Source organism: Brevundimonas nasdae (assembly GCF_016654005.1).
Classification (GTDB): Bacteria; Pseudomonadota; Alphaproteobacteria; order Caulobacterales; family Caulobacteraceae; genus Brevundimonas; species Brevundimonas nasdae.
In genome coordinates this window covers 26,972-44,282 of the sequence record NZ_JAEPWN010000012.1, presented here as the reverse complement: position 1 = coordinate 44,282, position 17,311 = coordinate 26,972, and the positions used below count along the sequence as shown (strand labels likewise).

General features: G+C 66.2%; 15 protein-coding genes. 10 read left to right on the top strand and 5 right to left on the bottom strand.

Going from position 1 to position 17,311, the window contains the following annotated elements:
• Positions 1-19: 19 nt before the first annotated feature.
• The 7 genes from JKF87_RS15780 to JKF87_RS15750 all read left to right on the top strand — a co-directional run bounded on the left by JKF87_RS15780 (position 20) and on the right by JKF87_RS15750 (position 5,881).
• Positions 20-511, top strand: a complete 492-nt coding sequence (locus tag JKF87_RS15780; protein WP_201100853.1) for a Fur family transcriptional regulator — start codon at positions 20-22, stop codon at positions 509-511.
• Positions 512-513: 2 nt separating this feature from the next.
• Positions 514-1,404: an alpha/beta fold hydrolase gene (locus tag JKF87_RS15775; protein WP_201100852.1), complete on the top strand. Its 891-nt coding sequence runs from the start codon at positions 514-516 to the stop codon at positions 1,402-1,404.
• Positions 1,405-1,486: 82 nt separating this feature from the next.
• Positions 1,487-2,152, top strand: a complete 666-nt coding sequence (locus JKF87_RS15770; protein WP_201100851.1) for a nicotinate-nucleotide adenylyltransferase — start codon at positions 1,487-1,489, stop codon at positions 2,150-2,152.
• 155 nt (positions 2,153-2,307) lie between these two features.
• Positions 2,308-2,721 (top strand): ribosome silencing factor, encoded by a 414-nt coding sequence (gene rsfS / locus JKF87_RS15765; protein WP_201100850.1) that lies wholly within the window; start codon positions 2,308-2,310, stop codon positions 2,719-2,721.
• Positions 2,722-2,724: 3 nt separating this feature from the next.
• Positions 2,725-3,189 (top strand): 23S rRNA (pseudouridine(1915)-N(3))-methyltransferase RlmH, encoded by a 465-nt coding sequence (gene rlmH / locus JKF87_RS15760; protein WP_201100849.1) that lies wholly within the window; start codon positions 2,725-2,727, stop codon positions 3,187-3,189.
• Position 3,190: 1 nt separating this feature from the next.
• Complete coding sequence (locus JKF87_RS15755; protein ID WP_201100848.1) at positions 3,191-4,267, top strand: murein hydrolase activator EnvC family protein; 1,077 nt, start codon at positions 3,191-3,193, stop codon at positions 4,265-4,267.
• A gap of 237 nt (positions 4,268-4,504) precedes the next feature.
• Positions 4,505-5,881, top strand: coding sequence for a S41 family peptidase (locus tag JKF87_RS15750; protein WP_201100847.1), 1,377 nt, complete (start codon positions 4,505-4,507; stop codon positions 5,879-5,881).
• A gap of 72 nt (positions 5,882-5,953) precedes the next feature.
• Here the strand turns inward: JKF87_RS15750 and JKF87_RS15745 are convergent, their stop codons facing one another.
• Positions 5,954-7,453 carry a phosphomannomutase/phosphoglucomutase gene (locus tag JKF87_RS15745; RefSeq protein WP_201100846.1) on the bottom strand — a complete coding sequence of 500 codons (1,500 nt, stop codon included), beginning with the start codon at positions 7,451-7,453 and terminating at the stop codon, positions 5,954-5,956.
• 253 nt (positions 7,454-7,706) lie between these two features.
• Here JKF87_RS15745 and gpmA point away from each other — a divergent pair, with 253 nt between their 5' ends.
• Entirely contained in the window at positions 7,707-8,423 is a 717-nt protein-coding gene (gpmA, locus tag JKF87_RS15740) for a 2,3-diphosphoglycerate-dependent phosphoglycerate mutase (RefSeq protein ID WP_201100845.1), read from the top strand.
• Complete coding sequence (locus JKF87_RS15735) at positions 8,420-9,049, top strand: bifunctional diaminohydroxyphosphoribosylaminopyrimidine deaminase/5-amino-6-(5-phosphoribosylamino)uracil reductase RibD (RefSeq protein ID WP_201100844.1); 630 nt, start codon at positions 8,420-8,422, stop codon at positions 9,047-9,049. The genes gpmA and JKF87_RS15735 overlap by 4 nt, the downstream gene beginning before the upstream one ends.
• Before the next feature lie 43 nt (positions 9,050-9,092).
• On the opposite strand, the gene metK is transcribed toward JKF87_RS15735, so the two are convergent.
• From metK to JKF87_RS15715, 4 genes are all read right to left on the bottom strand, one after another.
• Positions 9,093-10,295 (bottom strand): methionine adenosyltransferase, encoded by a 1,203-nt coding sequence (gene metK / locus JKF87_RS15730; protein ID WP_201100843.1) that lies wholly within the window; start codon positions 10,293-10,295, stop codon positions 9,093-9,095.
• 201 nt (positions 10,296-10,496) lie between these two features.
• Entirely contained in the window at positions 10,497-10,850 is a 354-nt protein-coding gene (locus JKF87_RS15725) for a helix-turn-helix domain-containing protein (protein WP_201100842.1), read from the bottom strand.
• 285 nt (positions 10,851-11,135) lie between these two features.
• Positions 11,136-13,802 carry a TonB-dependent receptor gene (locus tag JKF87_RS15720; RefSeq protein WP_201100841.1) on the bottom strand — a complete coding sequence of 889 codons (2,667 nt, stop codon included), beginning with the start codon at positions 13,800-13,802 and terminating at the stop codon, positions 11,136-11,138.
• A gap of 181 nt (positions 13,803-13,983) precedes the next feature.
• On the bottom strand, positions 13,984-16,494 hold the full coding sequence (locus JKF87_RS15715) for an ATP-binding protein (RefSeq protein WP_236261442.1): 2,511 nt from the start codon (positions 16,492-16,494) through the stop codon (positions 13,984-13,986).
• 248 nt (positions 16,495-16,742) lie between these two features.
• Between JKF87_RS15715 and rpsT the strand changes: the two genes are divergently transcribed.
• A complete protein-coding gene (rpsT, locus tag JKF87_RS15710; RefSeq protein ID WP_201100839.1) occupies positions 16,743-17,012 on the top strand; it encodes a 30S ribosomal protein S20 in 270 nt (89 codons plus the stop codon).
• Positions 17,013-17,311: the final 299 nt, after the last annotated feature.

Below are 17,311 nucleotides of genomic sequence, written 5' to 3'. Positions count from 1 at the left end.
CAGCCATTAGCTGTGTGCCATGGGTTCCGCCTGCGATCATGACCACGACCATTCGGGCCTGCACGGCTCTACGCTGACGCGCGCGCTGGAGGCGGCGGAAGCGCGCGCGTCAGCGGCGGGTGAGCGGATGACGGCGCCGCGTCGCCGCGTGCTGGCTCTGCTGCTGGAGACCGGCGAGCCGGTGAAGGCCTATGACCTGATCGCCCGTTTCGGCGAGGACGGACAGGCCGCAAAGCCCCCGACCGTCTATCGCGCGCTAGAGTTTCTGGAGCGTCTGGGCATGGCCCACCGCATCGCCTCCATCAGCGCCTATGTCGCCTGCGCCGAACATGAGGGCGCGGCGTCCCACGCCGCCGCTTTTCTGATCTGCGACTGCTGCGGCTCGACGCGCGAAGTCGCAGGCCCGGATCAGGGCGCCATTGACGCCGCGGCCGTCGCCGCCGGCTACCAGATCGCCCGCACCACGATCGAGGCGCATGGCCGTTGCCCCGCCTGCCGCGAGGCTGCGTGATCATGGATGCGGCCCTGATGGCCCCGCCCCGCCGCCTGAGCGTGCCCATCGACAACCGCTGGGGTGCCGGGGAAATGTCGGTGCTGGATTTCGGTGATCCGAAACGTCCGGTCGACCTGATCTTCTCTCACGCCAACGGCTTCAACGCCGCCACCTACCGCAGCCTGCTGTCGCCGCTGTCTGCCTCGCTGCGCATCTGGGCGCCGGATCTGCGCGGGCATGGTCTGACGCGCCTGCCGACCGATCCGCGCGTCAAGACCAGCTGGCTGGACTACCGCGACGACCTGCTGGGCCTGCTGAAGGCGGTCGAGGGACCGCCGGTGGTTCTGGCCGGGCATTCGATGGGGGGAACCTCGTCTCTGATGGCGGCGGCGGAACAGCCGGACCGGGTGTCCAGTCTGGTTCTCTTCGATCCGGTGATCTGGAGGCGGTCTGCAGTCTTCGCCTTCAACCTGCCTTTCGCCCGTCTGGCCCTGGACAACATCCCCATCGCCAAGTCCACGCGCCGCCGCCGCGCCGTGTTCGACAGCCCCGAACAGGCCATGGCCGCCTATCGCGGGCGGGGCGCCTTCAAGGGCTGGCCCGACATGGTTCTGGCTGACTATCTCAGCGACGGCCTGACCCAGACGCCTGAGGGCTGGGCCCTGACGGCGAAGCCGGAGTGGGAGGCCGCCAACTATGCCGCCCAGGCCCATGATCCATGGCGGGCGCTGCGCCGCTATCCCGGCCCGATCCGCGTTCTGAAGGCCGAGCACGGCGCCCTGACCAGCGTGCCGGTCGGCTCCCACGCCGCGCGCAATCTGACGGTCGAGGTCGTTCCCGGCGGCGGCCATCTGTTCCCCATGACCCACGCCGACATCGCCCGCGACGCCCTGTTCGAGGCGGCTGTCTGACGACGGACGATAAACTGAGACAGCGTCGCACCCCCGTGTTAAGGGCGCCGCTGAGCATAACTCCCCCGTCAGAGACGCCCGCTTGACCTTTTTCCACGCCGGTTCTGCGCCCAAGGGCGCCGGTCCCCGCTCTGGGGCCTTGCGCGATGGGTTGATCCTGTCGCCGGGGATGAAGGTTGGCCTGTTCGGCGGCTCCTTCAATCCGGCCCATGACGGCCACGCCCACGTCGCAGAGACGGCCCAGCGCCGCCTGGGTCTGGACCGGGTCGTCTGGCTGGTCTCGCCGCAGAATCCGTTGAAGGACGCCCGCCACAGCGCGCCTCTGGCCGACCGCATGGCCTCGGCCCGCGAACATGCTCACGGCCCATCGATGATCGTGTCGGATTTCGAGACGCGCGCGGGCGTCGCCTGGACGGTGGACACCCTGCGCCTGTTGGTCGCGCGGCATCCGGGGGTGCATTTCGTCTGGCTGATGGGATCTGACAATCTGGCCAGTTTCCACAGATGGCGCGGCTGGACTGACATTATGCGGCTGATGCCGGTGGCGGTCATCGCTCGGCCCGGCTCGCTGCTGGACAGCCGCACGGCGCCCGCTGCCGCCCGGTTCGCCGGGGCGCGGGTTCCGGCCGAGCAGGCGGGGCTTCTGGCCACGCTTGCGGCCCCCGCCTGGACCTATCTGACGGCGCCTTTGAATCCCCGCTCCTCCAGCGCGATACGGGCTGCACGCGGGTCTGAAAAGCCGTCCTGACGCCACGGTGATTCGGGTTTGATCCCTTCGCCGGTTCACGATCGGGCCCATCCGTGCTACAGGTCTGCTTTAGTCAACGCTCCCGGAGCCCTCCGCTGACCCCCTCGCCCGCGTATGATGCGCAAGACGCCGCCGTTTCGAACACGGCGCACGAGATGGACGCTATCGAACCTCTCCATTCCGAAGACGGCCCTGCTTTCGGCGATTCCGCCCCGCGCCCGGTCGGCTCGACCCCGCTCGAAGAAGCCCTGCTGATCCGCCTCGACGAGGACAAGGCTCAGGACATGGTCCTGATCGACCTCAAGGGCAAAAGCGCCATGGCCGACACCATGATCGTGGCGTCCGGGCGTTCGCACCGTCACGTCGGCGCTATCGCCGACCACCTGCTGCGCACCCTGAAGGAACAGGGTCTGGGCAAGGCCAAGGTCGAGGGCCTGCCGCACTGCGACTGGGTCCTGATCGACGCCGGCGACGTGATCATCCACCTGTTCCGTCCCGAAGTGCGCACCTTCTACAACATCGAGAAGATCTGGGCGGTCGATTCCGCTCACCGCACCGCGCGCGACTAAACGATGAAGCTTAGCATCGTCGCCATCGGCCGGCCCGGTCGCGGGCCGGAAGCGACGCTTGCCGACGACTACGCCAAGCGCGCCACCCTGTCGGGCCGGGCGCTTGGCCTGGGTCCCCTCGATCTGATCGATCTGGAAGCGAGAAAACCCGGCAAGGCGCCCGAGGCCGAACTGATCCTGGCCGCCGCCGAGGGCGCACACCTGATCGCCTGCGACGAACGGGGAAAGACCTATTCCTCGCGCGCCTTCGCCGACCATATCGCCAGGCTGCGTGATCAGGGCGAACGGCGTCTGGTCTTCGCCATCGGCGGGGCGGACGGGCTGGACGAAAGCGTGCGCCAGGCCGCGTCCTCGACCCTGGCCTTTGGTCCCCAGACCTGGCCTCACGCCCTGGCCCGCGCCATGTTGGCCGAACAGCTGTATCGGGCCGTGACCATCCTGGCCGGATCGCCCTATCATCGCGACTGACATGCGTCGCGCGCCCTACATCCTCATTCTGCTGGCAGGGCTTATGGCCGCCGCCCCGGCGACGGGCCGTCAGGCGCCGGAGAGCGAGCTTTCGCGCGTTCAGGCCGAATATCGCGACGAGGCCGTGCGCGCGCGCCGCCTGCGCGCCGACGCCGACGCCGCGCGCCGTGAGCTGGGCGATCTGGAGCACCGGCTGGCCGAGCTTCGGGTGCAGGAGAATGACGGCGACATGCAGATCGAGGCCCAGCGCGCCCGTCTGCGCCAGCTTAGTGACCGCGAGGCCGCCCTGGTCGCCGATCTGGCTCGCGAACGCGGCGCCCAGGGCCGCCTGCTCAGCGCCCTTCAGATGATGAGCCGCCGCCCGCCGCCGCCGCTGCTGGTTCCCGCGGACAAGGCCATCGACACGGTGCGCGCCTCCATCCTGCTGAAATCCATGACGCCAGAGCTTGAGCGCCGGGCCATTGCGTTGGGCGAGCAGCAGGCCGAGATCATGCGCGTGCGGCGTTTGGCTGTCCTGTCCTCCGAACGCCTGCTGACGACCGAGAGCGCCCAGGGGGACCGGCGCGGCGAGATCGAGGCCCTGACCACGCGCAAGTCCGCCCTGACCGCCGTACTGGGCGCCGAGGCCCGCGCCGCCGAACGCGCCGCCCGGGTGCTGGAGGCCCGCATCCGCGAACTCGGCGGCGCCGTGCCCACGACCGAGGCGCCAGAGCCGGAAACCGCGCGCCTGCCCGCCAATCGCAGCCGTCTCAGCAGCCCGATCAAGGGCGAGCCCAGCGAAACCTATGGACCCAAGACCTCCGGCTGGCGCTGGCGGGCCGACCGCGCCGCCGTCACGGCGCCCGCCGACGCCAAGGTGGCCTATGCGGGACCGCTCACCGGCTGGGGGCAGGTGGTCATCCTGGATCTCGGCCCCGGCTGGCGCGCCGTCATCGCCGGGCTGGAGGCTGTGGACGTGGCCCCGGACGCCCGCGTGTCGGACGGCCAGCCCCTGGGGCGCAGCGGACCTGACGGCGACATCTATTTCGAGCTTCGTCGCGACGAACGCCCCATCGATCCGGCGCCCTGGCTGCGGTGATCCGTGACGCACGCTTCCCTGCTCGTCATCCTCGGTCTCGTGCCGAGGATGACGAGAGCTGGGTGATTGAGACGTCGCATTCTCTGCGTCATTGATCGCCAAGGTACGATAAGACCTTGCTTTCCCTTCTGACGCTGATTTTATCCAGTGGACGCTGCGTCGCCATGATTTCATCGTGTCTGCGGGGCCTTACCTTATCGGGCGCCATCGATGATCGGCCCCACCGAAAGAGACCGAATGCGTAAACTGCTCCTCGTCGGCTGCGCCGCACTGGTGCTCGGCGGATCCGCCGCCGCTGTGTCCAGCCAGACGCCTCGCAACGAAACCTTCCGCCTGCTGGAGCTGTTCGGCGACGTGGTGGGCATCGTCGAGCAGGCCTATGTCGTCCCGGTCGACAACAAGAAGCTGATCGAGGCCGCACTCAGCGGCATGATGACGGCGCTGGACCCGCACTCGAACTATCTGCCGCCCGACAGCTACGGCGACCTGCGCGAACGCACCTCGGGCGAATATTCCGGCGTGGGCCTGACCATCACGTCCGAGGGCGGCATGGTGAAGGTCATTTCGCCGATGGATGACAGCCCCGCCGCCAAGGCCGGGGTCCAGGCGGGCGACGTCATCTCCTCCATCGAGGGCCAGAACGCATCCGGCCTGACCGTCAGCCAGGTGTCGGAAAAGCTGCGCGGCACGGTCGGCACCAGCATCAAGGTCACCTTCCTGCGCGACGGCGAAGAACCGCGCGAGGTCGTCCTGACCCGCGAGCTGATCAAGATCCAGTCGGTCACCGGCCGGATCGAGGGCGATTTCGGCTATCTGCGCGTCTCGACCTTCAACGAGAACACCGGCCGCGAACTGTCCGAGGCCATCGCCAAGATCAGGGCCGAAAAGCCGGGCGTGAAGGGCTATGTCCTGGATCTGCGCAACAATGGCGGCGGTCTGCTGAATGCCGCCATCGACGTGTCCGACGCCTTCCTGGAGCGCGGCGAGATCGTCAGCCAGCGTGGGCGCAAGCCTGACCAGATCCAGCGCTATTCCGCCAAGCCCGGCGACCTGACCGGCGGCCTGCCGGTGGTGGTGCTGATCAACTACGGCTCGGCCTCGGCGTCGGAAATCGTCGCGGGCGCCTTGAAGGATCACCAGCGCGCCACGGTCGTCGGCCTGACAAGCTTCGGCAAAGGGTCGGTCCAGACGGTGATCCCATTGCGTCAGGGGCAGGACGGCGCCCTGTCGATCACGACCGCGCGCTACTACACCCCGTCCGGCGCCTCGATCCAGAAGATCGGCATCGAGCCGGACCTGGAGGTCGCCCGCTCGGAGGCCGAGGCCCGCATCGTCTCGCGCTCCAGCTTCATCTATTCCGAGGCCGCCTACGCCACGGCGCTGGATTCCTCGATCGGCGCCGAGCGCAAGGGCGCCCACATCCCGCACGAAGCCCCCGGCGACAAGTTCCCCAAGGACAAGGACTATCAGCTGGAGCGCGCTCTGGACGTCCTGCGCGCGGGCGGCGATCTGTCCAAACTGTCGGCGGCGCCGGAAGGCATCGTCGTCTCCGAACCCGGCGCCAAGGCCAAGCCGGAAGACGCGCCCGCATCGGACGAACCCGAACAGCAATAATCCTGGCGCTGCGGCGCCTGGTTGCGTCAGTTGGCTGTCAACCAGCCAACTGACGGCGACATGACCGGCCGATCAGATCTCCTGATTGAACGCGCCGATCTCGGGATAGGCGGCCAGGCGCGGTTTGATCTCCTTGCGGAACAGGTCGCGCATGTCGTCTTCGCTGCGCATGCTTTCGACCACCACCACCAGTTCGGGCTTGTTGGACGAGGCGCGGACCAGGACCCAGGAGCCGTCGTCCAGGTGCACGCGCACGCCGTTGACGGTGATGGCCTCAATGATCTTGCGGCCCAGGATTTCCCCTCCGGCGGCGGCCAGATCGACGTATTCCTTCACGATCCGGTCCAGCACGCCGTATTTCAGTTCGTCATCGCAATGCGGCGACATGGTCAGGCTGGTCCAGGCGTCGGGCAGGGCGGACTTCAGCTCGCTGAGCCTCCTGCCCGGATTGCGGTCCAGCATGGCCAAGACCGCACCGGCCGCGACCAGACCGTCGTCGTAGCCATGGCCCAGCTCGCCCGCCATGAAGAAGTGACCCGACTTCTCGAACCCGGCCAGGGCGCCCAGTTCGGCGGTCTTGCGCTTGATGTAGGAATGGCCCGTCTTCCAATAGACGACTTCGGCGCCATTGGCCTTCAGCACCTCGTCGGTCTTGTACAGGCCCGTCGACTTCACATCGACGACGAAGGTCGAGTTGGGGTGGACCCTGGACAGGTCGCGGGCCAGCATCAGGCCGATCTTGTCGGCGAAAATCTCCTCGCCCGTGTCGTCCACCACGCCGCAGCGGTCGCCGTCGCCGTCGAAGCCCAGGGCCAGGTCGGCGCCCGTCTCCTTCACCCGCTGGGCCATCTGCACCAGCATGGCGTGGTCTTCCGGGTTCGGATTGTATTTGGGGAAATTGTAGTCGAGGTCGGTGTCCATCTCGATCACCTCGACCCCCATGCGGCGCAGGGCGTCGGGGGCGAAGGCGCCGGCCGTGCCGTTGCCGCAGGCGCAGACGACCTTCAGCGGGCGCTTGATCCGAACCTTGGACGCCACGTCGGCGATGTAGGTTTCGCGGAAGTCGTCGACGCGCACCAGCCTGCCGCCGTCGCGCGCCACACCCTGTCCGCCCAGCACGATCTCCTTCAGGCGGCCCATTTCGTCGGGTCCGAAGGTCAGCGGCTTGTTCGCGCCCATCTTCACGCCGGTCCAGCCGTTCTCGTTGTGGCTGGCGGTGACCATGGCGACGCAAGGCGCGTCCAGTTCGAATTGACCGAAATAGGCCATGGGCGACAGGGCCAGGCCCACATCCAGAACCTCCATCCCGCCTTCCAAGAGGCCGATGATCAGGGCCTGTTTGACGCTGAGGCTGTAGCCGCGGAAGTCGTGGCCGACGACGATCCTGGGCTTGACGCCGATCTCGTGGACGAAGGTGGCCAGGCCAAGGCCCAGCGCCTGAATGCCCAGAAGGTTGATCTCCTTCTCCAGAATCCAGCGTGCGTCGTACTCGCGGAACCCCGTCGGCTTCACCAGCGCCTGGGTTTCATACGCAGCCGTGTTCGGCGTCAGATCCTGGCGGGGTTTCAGCATGGAGATGACCTTGAAGATTGCAGCGGCGTCAGGACCACAAAGTCCTGTCCGACGATAAGGCGGGCCGCAAATGGATTGCGCGAAGCGATGGGCGGGTTACCCTATAGCCTTGCAGACTGTTGCGCTGCAACACGATGCGAACGTTGTTATGGCTGTCGGCGATGCAGGACGATGGCGAAACCTTGACCGGCTGATGACAGCGGCCTACCCCGAACCTCTCCCCTTTACGCCCGTCTTTTACGGAGCCTGCTGAATGTCGCGTCTGATCCTGCTTCGCCACGGCCAGAGCCAATGGAACCTCGAAAACCGGTTCACCGGCTGGGTCGATGTCGATCTGACGGCGGAGGGCGAGGCCCAGGCGCGTCATGGCGGCGAACTGATCGCCGAGGCCGGGTTCAAGCCTGCCGTGATGTTCACCTCGGTCCTGACGCGCGCCAAGCGCACCGGCGCCCTGGCCCTGCAGTCGGCGGGCCTGACGGATGTGCCGGTGATCGAGGACTGGCGTCTGAACGAGCGCCATTACGGCGGCCTGACGGGTCTCAACAAGGCCGAGACCGCCGAGAAACACGGCGAGGATCAGGTCAAGGTCTGGCGCCGCAGCTATGACGTGCCGCCGCCGCCCCTGCAGCCGGGCGGCGAGTTCGATTTCAACGCCGACCCCCGCTATGCGGGCAAGGTCATCCCGGACACCGAAAGCCTGAAGACGACGCTGGACCGGGTCGAACCCTATTGGGACGCCGAGATCGCGCCGCGCCTGAAGGCCGGTGAAGACGTGCTGATCGCCGCCCACGGCAACTCGCTGCGCGCCATCGTCAAGCTGCTGTTCGCCGTGCCGGACGACAAGATCGTCGGGGTGGAGATCCCGACCGGCAACCCGCTGGAGATCGACCTGGACGCCGACCTGAAGCCGACCGCAGCCCGTTATCTTGACGCCTCGCGCGCCGAAGAACTGCCTCCGGCCGTCGCATGAGCTGGAGCGACGCCGACCGGGGCTTCATGGCCCAGGCCATTGAACTGGCCAAGGGCCGCATGGGCGAAACCTGGCCCAATCCTGCGGTCGGTTGCGTGCTGGTCAAGGACGGCCGCATCATCGCCCAGGCCGCCACGGCGCCGGGCGGACGCCCTCACGCCGAGGAGCAGGCTGTGCCCGCCGCTGGCGCTGAGGTTGTCGGCGCAACGGCCTATGTGACGCTGGAACCGTGTGGCGCACGGTCTTCAGGGCGTAAATCCTGCGCCCATTTCCTGGCTGAGGCCGGGGTGGCGCGCGTGGTGGTCGCCTGTCTTGATCCGTCGCCGTTCGCGGCGGGGCGTGGCACAGAGCGGCTGCGCACGGCGGGCCTGACGGTGGAGACGGGATTGCTGGCCGAAGAGGCGGTGGTTCTGTGCGAAGGCTTCCTGCACCGGCTTGAAACCGGGCGGCCTCTGGTGCGCGTCTCTGCGGACGGCGTGGGTTTTGACGGGCGTTTCGTCGCCTCGCCCAAGGCTGATCTGGTCACCGAGCTGAAACGACTGGGCGAGGCAGGCTACACCCGTCTGTGGACCGGGCCGGGCGAACTGGCTGACGCCCTGCGCGATCAGGGTCTGTTGGCGGGCTGAGATGCGTGTCCGGCCTGGTGGTCGCCAGGCCGGAACATCGTGATCAGGCGAGGGCCTTGAGCGCCTCGACCAGATCGGTCTTTTCCCAGCTGAAGCCGCCGTCGGCGTCAGGCTCGCGGCCGAAATGGCCGTAGGCGGTGGTGCGGGCGTAGATCGGCTTGTTCAGCTTCAGATGCTCGCGAATGCCGCGCGGCGTGGCGCCGCCGATCAGCTTGGGCAGTTCGCGTTCCAGCACGGCGGGATCGATCTTGCCCGTGTTGTGCAGGTCCACGTGGATCGACTGGGGCGCCGCGACGCCGATGGCGTAGCTGATCTGGATGGTGCAACGGTCGGCCAGACCGGCGGCGACGACGTTCTTGGCCAGGTAGCGGCCGGCGTAGGCGGCCGAGCGGTCAACCTTGGTCGGGTCCTTGCCCGAGAAGGCGCCGCCGCCGTGCGGGGCTGCGCCGCCATAGGTGTCGACGATGATCTTGCGGCCGGTCAGGCCCGCGTCGCCATCGGGGCCGCCGATTTCGAAAATGCCGGTCGGGTTGATGTGCCAGACGGTCTCGTCGGTGATGAAGCCTTGCGGCAGTACGCTTTCGACCACCGGCTTGACCACGGCGGCTACGTCAGCCTGGGTCTTGCCCTTGGCGTGCTGGGTCGAGACGACGATGGAGGTGGCGCGGACGGGTTTGCCGTCTTCGTAGTGCAGGGTGACCTGGGACTTGGCGTCCGGCTCCAGGATCGAGCCGCCCGCGTGGCGCAGCTCCGCCAGCTTTTTCAGAATATTGTGACTGTAGGCCAGAGTCGCCGGCATCAGCTCAGGCGTTTCGTTCGATGCATAGCCGAACATGATGCCCTGATCGCCTGCGCCCTCGTCCTTCTCATTGGTGGAGTCGACGCCGACGGCGATGTCCGCCGACTGGGCGTGCAGATGGCAGGCGTATTCGGCCGTTTCCCAGTGGAAGCCGTCCTGCTCATAGCCGATGTCCCTGACCGCAGCGCGGACCAGCGGCTCCAGGCTGTCGATGATGCCTTGGGTGAAGGCCTCGTTCTGTTCCTTGGTGTTGCCCGGCTGTGTGGCGCGGACTTCACCCGCCAGGATGATCCGCTGCGTCGTCACCATCGTTTCGCAGGCCACGCGCGCTTCCGGGTCCTTCGCCAGGAAGGCGTCCACCACGGTGTCGGAGATGCGATCGGCGACCTTGTCAGGGTGTCCTTCGGACACGCTTTCCGAGGTGAAGAGGAAGGAGGAACGGGCCAAGGAAGGCTCCTGTCTGATGGTCAGGCGATCAGACATATAAAGATATGCTTATATCTTCAAGACGTAGGGCGTGCCTAGGTTTCGTTCTCGACGCGAAAAGCTTGTATCTCAGGCGCAAAAAAGAAAAAGCGCACCCCGCAGGGCGCGCCTTTATCGGTCTGGCGTCATCGCGGCGGCGCCGAACGCGCACCGCGTTTCGTCTTACTGGCGCAGGCTCTTGGCCACCAACAGCAGGGCGTCGCGCTTTTCGGCGTCCTGAATGTCGCGGAAGGTCGAGAGCAGCTCAGCGGCGCCCGGGGCGGCCAGAGCCAGCTCGTCACCCTCTGCGCCGTCCAGCTCGCCCAACAGGGCGGCGCCGGTGGATTTCAGAACGGCGGCGATCTGCAGCAGGCGGGCTGCGGACACGCGGTTGACGCCGCGTTCGTACTTTTGAATCTGTTGGAAGGTCACTCCGGCGCCAGCCGCAAGTTGCGCCTGAGTGATGCGGAGTTCTTCGCGGCGGGCGCGAATGCGCGTGCCGATCGCGACGTCTACGGGGTCTACTAGGTCGTTCATCTTGGCCTTCAGGATACTAGGCGGTTGAGCGCGTGAGGCCCCAAAAACCTGCCTACGTCAAGCAAAAAGCGTAGCAGTAAAGGGCGAATACCAAGGGAATATCGACATCATTCCGTTATCGGGGAAGTAGTATGAACATTCCTGTCAGTGACGATGGCGGCTACTTAGCGTTGTGCAATTCTTGATCTGTCGTTCTTCCTCATCGCAAACGTTTCTATGCGATTTATAATGCCGTTCTGCGTGTATGGTTCACAACCATCGTTCGGTGAATGCTGAAGCTTGCCGTTAGAACAGTATCTTGCGCAGGTTGATGCGGAAGGTCCGCCCCGTCGGGTCCAGAAAATCCGATTGATAGTTGAGCGGCGTCTGACCGTCGCTGGAGGTCACAGACACCCGGTCGTCGAAGATGTTCGTCACCCCGAAACCGATGCGCGTGCCTTTCAGGAGCGGGAATTTTTCGACCCATTTCGTCCTCTGGGTCAAATCTGCGAATGCGAATAAATTAATCGTCGTTCGGCCAGAGAAATCCAGATTGGGCGACGCGACGTCGGTGCTGTTGACGTGGGTTCCCGCGCGCCAGTTGGCGTTGACGAACATGCCCAGGCCGTTGCGGAAGGCCCCAGCCTGAAGCTGGACCTCATGTCGTGACTGGCCGCCGCTGCCGCTGATGGCGTCGCCGTCCAGCAGGTCGAGCGGCGCCAGACCGTCGCGGATGGTCACCTCGTCCTGCAGTCTCCAGGTGTGGGTCAAGGACAGGTTGAACATGCCCTGGCCCGGCTGCATCCCGCCGCCGCCGCGTCCTCCGCCGCCTGGGCCGCGCGGACCGCCAGGACCGCCAGGACCGCCTGGACCCGCCATGCGCGGGGCGCCGTCGCCCCCGCCGAAACCGCCCGGACCGCGCTGGCCGCGTTCAGCGGTCGGATTTGGCTTGCCGAAGGGGCGCGAGAAGTTGAAGCCCCATTGCACGTCCTGCTGCTCGCGGCGGCTGAAGTTCAGCGGACGGGCGTCGATGGACAGCAGGGTTCCGTCGCTGTCGCGCTGGAACCGTTCCGGAAGCGCGGCTTCCAGAGCGGGGGTGATCGTCGGGAAGCTGGCGATCTGGTCGTCCGTATCGGTGCGGGTGTAGGCCAGGTTGAAGCGCAGGTCGCGGGCGCTATAGGGTTGCCAGTTGGCGCTGAGCTTCAGGGACCGGGCGTTCTCGGCGCTCAAATTGGGCGCGCCGCCTGTGACATAGGCTACTTCGACCGTCTCGCCCGTTCTGAAGTCGAACACCGGCGTGTTCGGCGTCGAGACCGTCGGATCATTCAACTGCTGCATCGTCGGGGCCTTGCCCGCATCCGAATAGTCGACGCCCAGCGACAGGCGCTGGATGGGCGACCAGTTCAGGCCCCCGCCGATGGTGCTGACCCCGCCGAAGTCCGACAGTTCGTCATAGGCCAGGTTCATGCTGGCCGACAGGTCGCCGATCTTGGCTAGAACGCCCCGGTCCCGGCTGGCGATCGGCAGGCTGAAGTTCGCCTGGAGCCGTCCCAGATCGCGCGACAGCGACCGCTCGTCAGCGACGCCGTTGCGCAGGCTTTCGGAATCCAGCGACTGATGCTGTGCGCCGACCTTGAAGGTTGAGGTCAGGTCGCCCGCCGGGCCGCTCCAGGCCTTGCCGTTGACCACAAGCTCGGCGTTGGCGACGCCAGACGTGGACTTGGCCGTATCGCGCAGGCGGTCGGTCACGCGTCCGTCGATGTCGCCGAACGGGTTCGCCGTGGGGGCGCCCGCGATCAGGCTGGCCTGCAGGGCGGCGGGGTCGACGCCCCGGCCTGTCGAGGTCTTGGTCTCGACCCAGTCATAGGTTCCCGTCAGGGTCCAGCGCCAGTCGCCTGCGAAACCGTCCAGCACCGTGCCGACGCCGGCCGTCTGGGTGTCGACCTCGCGTTTCAGGGCGTCTGGGCGGTCCAGATAGCGGAACAACTGCACATCATCGCCGAACGGCGAATAGGGATTGCCCGACGGCAAGGTCAGGGTCACGCCCGGCAGGCCCAGATAGCTGAGGCTGGAGGCGGTCTTGTAGCTGCCGCTGAAGGTGGCGCCGATGTCCCGGTTCAGATCCTTCTTAAGCGTGCCGGAGATTTCCGCCGATCCGGTGTTGGGCAGAAGGGTGCGATAGGCGTTCAGGTCGCCCTGACGCGGGCTGTTCGCCGTCCCCAGGAAGTCGTTCAGCGACGGGGCGCCGTTCGCGGCGCTGGCTGGCGCGCCCGCAACCGTGACGGCCTGACCCGCCAGAGCCGACAGGGCGGGGTCGATCTGGGCGCCGCGTGGCAGGCCGACGATATTGCCCTGCAGGTCGAACAGTTCAGCGGCCCCGCTGCGGTCGATGTTGCGCTCGGTCTCGAACAGGGCGGTCTGGGAGTTCAGGTTCAGGTCCATCGACCAGCGGGTCGATCCTGCGATGCGCAGCACGTTGTTGCTGTTGTCCAGAACGGTCTGGCCGCCGCTGGTCGGGCGGGTCACGGTGCCCGAGGCGGTGATGGAGCGGAAGTCGGCCTTCAGCACGACGTTCACGACGCGTTGGTCGGCGCTGTAGCCATAGGAGAGGGCGGTCTCCTCAGGCAGGACGTCGAACCGTTCTATGGCCTCGGGAGGCAGGCCGCGGATTTCGCGGAAGCCCGAGATGCGCCGCCCATTGACCAGGAAGACCGGGGCGCCGCCCCGCGCGCTGCGGGTCTGGGCCTCCAGCAGGCTGACCAGTTCGCCGATATTGGTCGCGCCGAAGGCCTGAATCTGCGCGGCGTCATACGAGACGATCGGCTCCTGACCGCCCAGAGCCACGCCGCGCCGCGTGGTCGTCACTTCGACATCGGGCAGGACGACGACGGGTTCGTCGGTCTGGGGGTTTTGCACCTGCACGGCTTCGGCGTTGGGAGCCAGAGCCAGCAGCATCAGGGCCGAAAGGGTCATGAGAGGCGTATTCCGGGGACGTGGACAGGCCCTCTGGAGGCGCGCCAATCGTGGCGGCAAAACGGCCAAATTAATGAAGTTTTGGAAAGCGTTGCGCGGTTTCAACACCGGCGAATTTCGAGCGACGGAAATCCGGAATTGGGCCGTTAAAGAGCGTTTGGCTCGATCCGGAAACCGGGCTTTAGGCGGGCTGCGGCCGTCGCTGGCGCTGCGCCGCCTCCATGGCCGTCGCGATGCCGTCGAGCAGACTGTAAAGGGTGATCGGCTTGGTCAGGTGGCCGTCTGCGCCCGCCGCCGCGCTCGCCGCCACATGTTCGGGCAGGGCGTTGGCGGTCAACATGATGATCGGCGTGCGGGGGCGGTCCTGATCCTGCTCCAGCGCGCGGATGGCGGTGGTTGCGCTCAGGCCGTCCATCACCGGCATCTGCATGTCCATCAGCACCAGTTCAAAGCCCCCGTCGCGGAAGGCGGCCACGGCGGCGTCGCCGTCATCGACCGTGACCAGTTCGGTGGGCAGGTGCGCCAGCATGATCTCCACCACCTTGCGGTTGGCGGGATGATCGTCCGCCAGCAGGATGCGGGCCGGGAAGGCGGTTTCATTAAGGTCTTGTCTGGCCTGGGCGTGCGTGGTGATCGGCGCGGCGGCCGTCGGCAACGGCAGTTCGAACCAGAAGCGGGCCCCCTCGCCGGGGACGCCGTCGCAATCCATCAACCCGCCCATCAATTCGACCAGATGGCGTGAAATGGCCAGGCCCAGCCCCGTCCCGCCAAAGCGGCGCGTGATCGAGCCGTCCGCCTGCTGGAAGCGGGTGAATATCCGATCCTTCAAATCAGCGTCGAAACCGCAACCGGTGTCGGTCACCGTGAACCGCACCCGATCTGGTCCCGCCGCATCGACGGCGATGGAGACGGAGCCTTCGGTGGTGAACTTCAGCGCATTGGAGATCAGATTGGACAGCACCTGACGCAGGCGCACCACATCCCCTTCGACCAGACCTTCCAGCGCGGGATCGATCTGCGTCTGGAGGATAAGGCCCTTCGCATCCGCCTTGGGGCGATACAGGGCGACCGCGCCGCGCACCGTGTCGCCCAGTTCGAAGGCGGCGTGTTCGATGGCGATCTGGCCCGCTTCGATCTTGGCAGAGTCCAGGATGTCGGACAGCAGACGTTCCAGCGTCACCCCGGATGTGCGGATGACATTGACCATCTCCTGTTCTGGCGGGGGCAAGGCCGTGCGCGACAGGGCGTCCGCCATGGCCACCACGCCGTTCAGCGGAGTGCGGATCTCGTGGCTCATATTGGCCAGGAACTCGGACTTGGAGCGACTGGCGTCCTCGGCGCGGCGGCGCGCGACCCGCAGGTGGCCGGCCTGACGCCACAGCCAGAACATCGCGGCCAAGGCCGACAGCACGAAGATGACCGCGATCACCATGCCGCCGTTCTGGGCCTTGATGACATCGCGCTGCAGGGTGGTGTTGACCCGCGCAGTCTCCAACTGGGCGCGCCGTTCGGCCAACTGCTGCTGCATGTCGCCGGTGACCTGGCGAATGCCTGCGCTGTAGCGGCGGGCGTCGTTGATCTTGTCCTGTTCGGCATAGTCGCGCAGCGTCTCGTAGGCCTCTCGGGGCTTGCCTTCCGCGAACAGGATTTCGGCCTCGATGCGGCCTAGCTTGTAGCTGTTCTGATCCCGGTACTGGCCTGCGGCGATGCGTCCCTTGATGGCCGCCAGATCGCGGCGCGCCAGGGCCAGTTGTCCGGTCTGGGCATAGGCGATGGCCCGCGACGGCAGCAGATTGGCCGCCAGGAAGGAGGCGGCGCCCAGGTCCTGACCATAGGGCGCCAGGCAGGCCAGGACGTCGTTCGGGGCGTGTCGCGCCTCAGCCGTGGTGACGCAAAGATTGGCGTCATAGATGGCCAGGCTGGGCAGGCCGGCTCGCAAGGTCAGCCGGTGGTGCGCCATATAAAGGCGCTGGGCCTGTTCAGGATCGCCCAACTGGGTCGACAGCCGCGCCAGATTATAGATGGCGTCGAAATCAGGGCGCGGATAGGCGGGATTGGCCAGATCAATCTCGAACCGGCCGAAGGCGGCGGTGGCGCCGTCGATGTCATTCAGCTTCATCAGGCCCAGACCGGTCATCTCCCACAGGCCCGCCTGCGCGGTTTCGGCATAGGCGGAGGTGCTCGGTATGAAGGCGTCGGCGTCGGCCAGCAGTTTCAGCCCCTCGCCGATCTTGTCGCGGTCCATCAGGGCCAGGGCCCACAGGCGGGTGGCGTGCGCCCTGGCGAACCAGTCCTGTTCGCTGGCCGCGATCTGGCGCATCTCTTCGGCGACGCCGGTTTCACCCTGATTATAGCGCAGGCTGAGCGCGTTCAGCCGGGCGACTTGCTGGTATCGCAGATCGTTCTGAAGTCGTGCGGCCTGGGTCAGACGGTCGTTCCAGGTCCGGGCCTGGACGAACTCGCCCTGGTTCAGCAGAATCCAGGCGACATGATGCAGGCGCTGCAGGCCCTCGCGATCATGACGGTTCATCGCCGTGCGGCCAAAGGCGTCAAGGGCCGCGAAATCAGTTGCGGCGGCGCGTTTCTCCACGGCGGCGGCCAGCTCCAACGGCGTCCGCACCGGGTCGGGGGGCTGCGCCTGTGCGTTCTGCACAAGCAACATCGTCAGACCCAGGACGGTCAGAACGGTCAAAACTGAGTGTCTGGGACGCGACATGAAACTTCCGTGTGAGCCCCGACCTTTGGCATAGGGTGTGTTGAACGAAGGTTTATCAGAGGGGCGAGCGACGAACTGAGAGGGCGCCGACCGGACAGAGGCACCGGGCAAAGGAGTCAGACTCCGCGTTGACCGATCCCGGCCTATCGGCTATAGGCCCGCCCTCTTGAGATTTCTGCGCCGTGGACGTGTGCTCCGCGGCGTTTTCCGTTCGAAGGTTTGACATGGCCAACAACCCCGGCGCCCGCAAGGCGATCCGCAAGATCGAAGCGCGGACCCAAGTGAACAAGGCGCGTCGCTCGCGCGTTCGCACCTATCTGCGCAAGTTCCAGGAAGCTCTGGCCGGCGGCGACGCTGCTGTCGCCAAGACCGCTTTCGTCGAAGCGCAATCCGAGCTGATGCGCGCCGTCTCCAAGGGCGTCGTTCACAAGAACACCGGATCGCGCAAAGTGTCGCGCCTGGCGGCTCAGCTGAAGAAGCTGTCGGCGGCCTGATCCATTAAGGATTATCCCTGATACGGAACGTCTATCGTCGTTCTGTTATAGGATTTTCTAGTGATTTCAACGGCGAAGGGGCGAAAGCTCCTTCGCCGTTTCGCGTTGTGCCGTTAACCTCCACCTCATGGCGAGGGGAGGCTGGCAGGGGTGAAATCCGGAATTCCTCAAGCGGGCGCAGGGTTTGTCGGAGTCAAACAATTTAACTGCGAATCAGCCAACGAATCTCCGTTGACCCAAGAGGCTCTGAGCGTAAGTTTTGGCCTCTAACGCACTTCCATCCCAATACGGATGAAGAC

Coding starts and splice junctions, on each gene's coding strand:
- JKF87_RS15780 (WP_201100853.1), top strand. CDS start 20: ATGGGTTCCGCCTGCGATCATGACCACGACCATTCGGGCCTGCACGGC.
- JKF87_RS15775 (WP_201100852.1), top strand. CDS start 514: ATGGATGCGGCCCTGATGGCCCCGCCCCGCCGCCTGAGCGTGCCCATC.
- rsfS (WP_201100850.1), top strand. CDS start 2,308: ATGGACGCTATCGAACCTCTCCATTCCGAAGACGGCCCTGCTTTCGGC.
- rlmH (WP_201100849.1), top strand. CDS start 2,725: ATGAAGCTTAGCATCGTCGCCATCGGCCGGCCCGGTCGCGGGCCGGAA.
- JKF87_RS15755 (WP_201100848.1), top strand. CDS start 3,191: ATGCGTCGCGCGCCCTACATCCTCATTCTGCTGGCAGGGCTTATGGCC.
- JKF87_RS15750 (WP_201100847.1), top strand. CDS start 4,505: ATGCGTAAACTGCTCCTCGTCGGCTGCGCCGCACTGGTGCTCGGCGGA.
- JKF87_RS15745 (WP_201100846.1), bottom strand. CDS start 7,453: ATGCTGAAACCCCGCCAGGATCTGACGCCGAACACGGCTGCGTATGAA.
- gpmA (WP_201100845.1), top strand. CDS start 7,707: ATGTCGCGTCTGATCCTGCTTCGCCACGGCCAGAGCCAATGGAACCTC.
- JKF87_RS15735 (WP_201100844.1), top strand. CDS start 8,420: ATGAGCTGGAGCGACGCCGACCGGGGCTTCATGGCCCAGGCCATTGAA.
- JKF87_RS15725 (WP_201100842.1), bottom strand. CDS start 10,850: ATGAACGACCTAGTAGACCCCGTAGACGTCGCGATCGGCACGCGCATT.
- JKF87_RS15720 (WP_201100841.1), bottom strand. CDS start 13,802: ATGACCCTTTCGGCCCTGATGCTGCTGGCTCTGGCTCCCAACGCCGAA.
- rpsT (WP_201100839.1), top strand. CDS start 16,743: ATGGCCAACAACCCCGGCGCCCGCAAGGCGATCCGCAAGATCGAAGCG.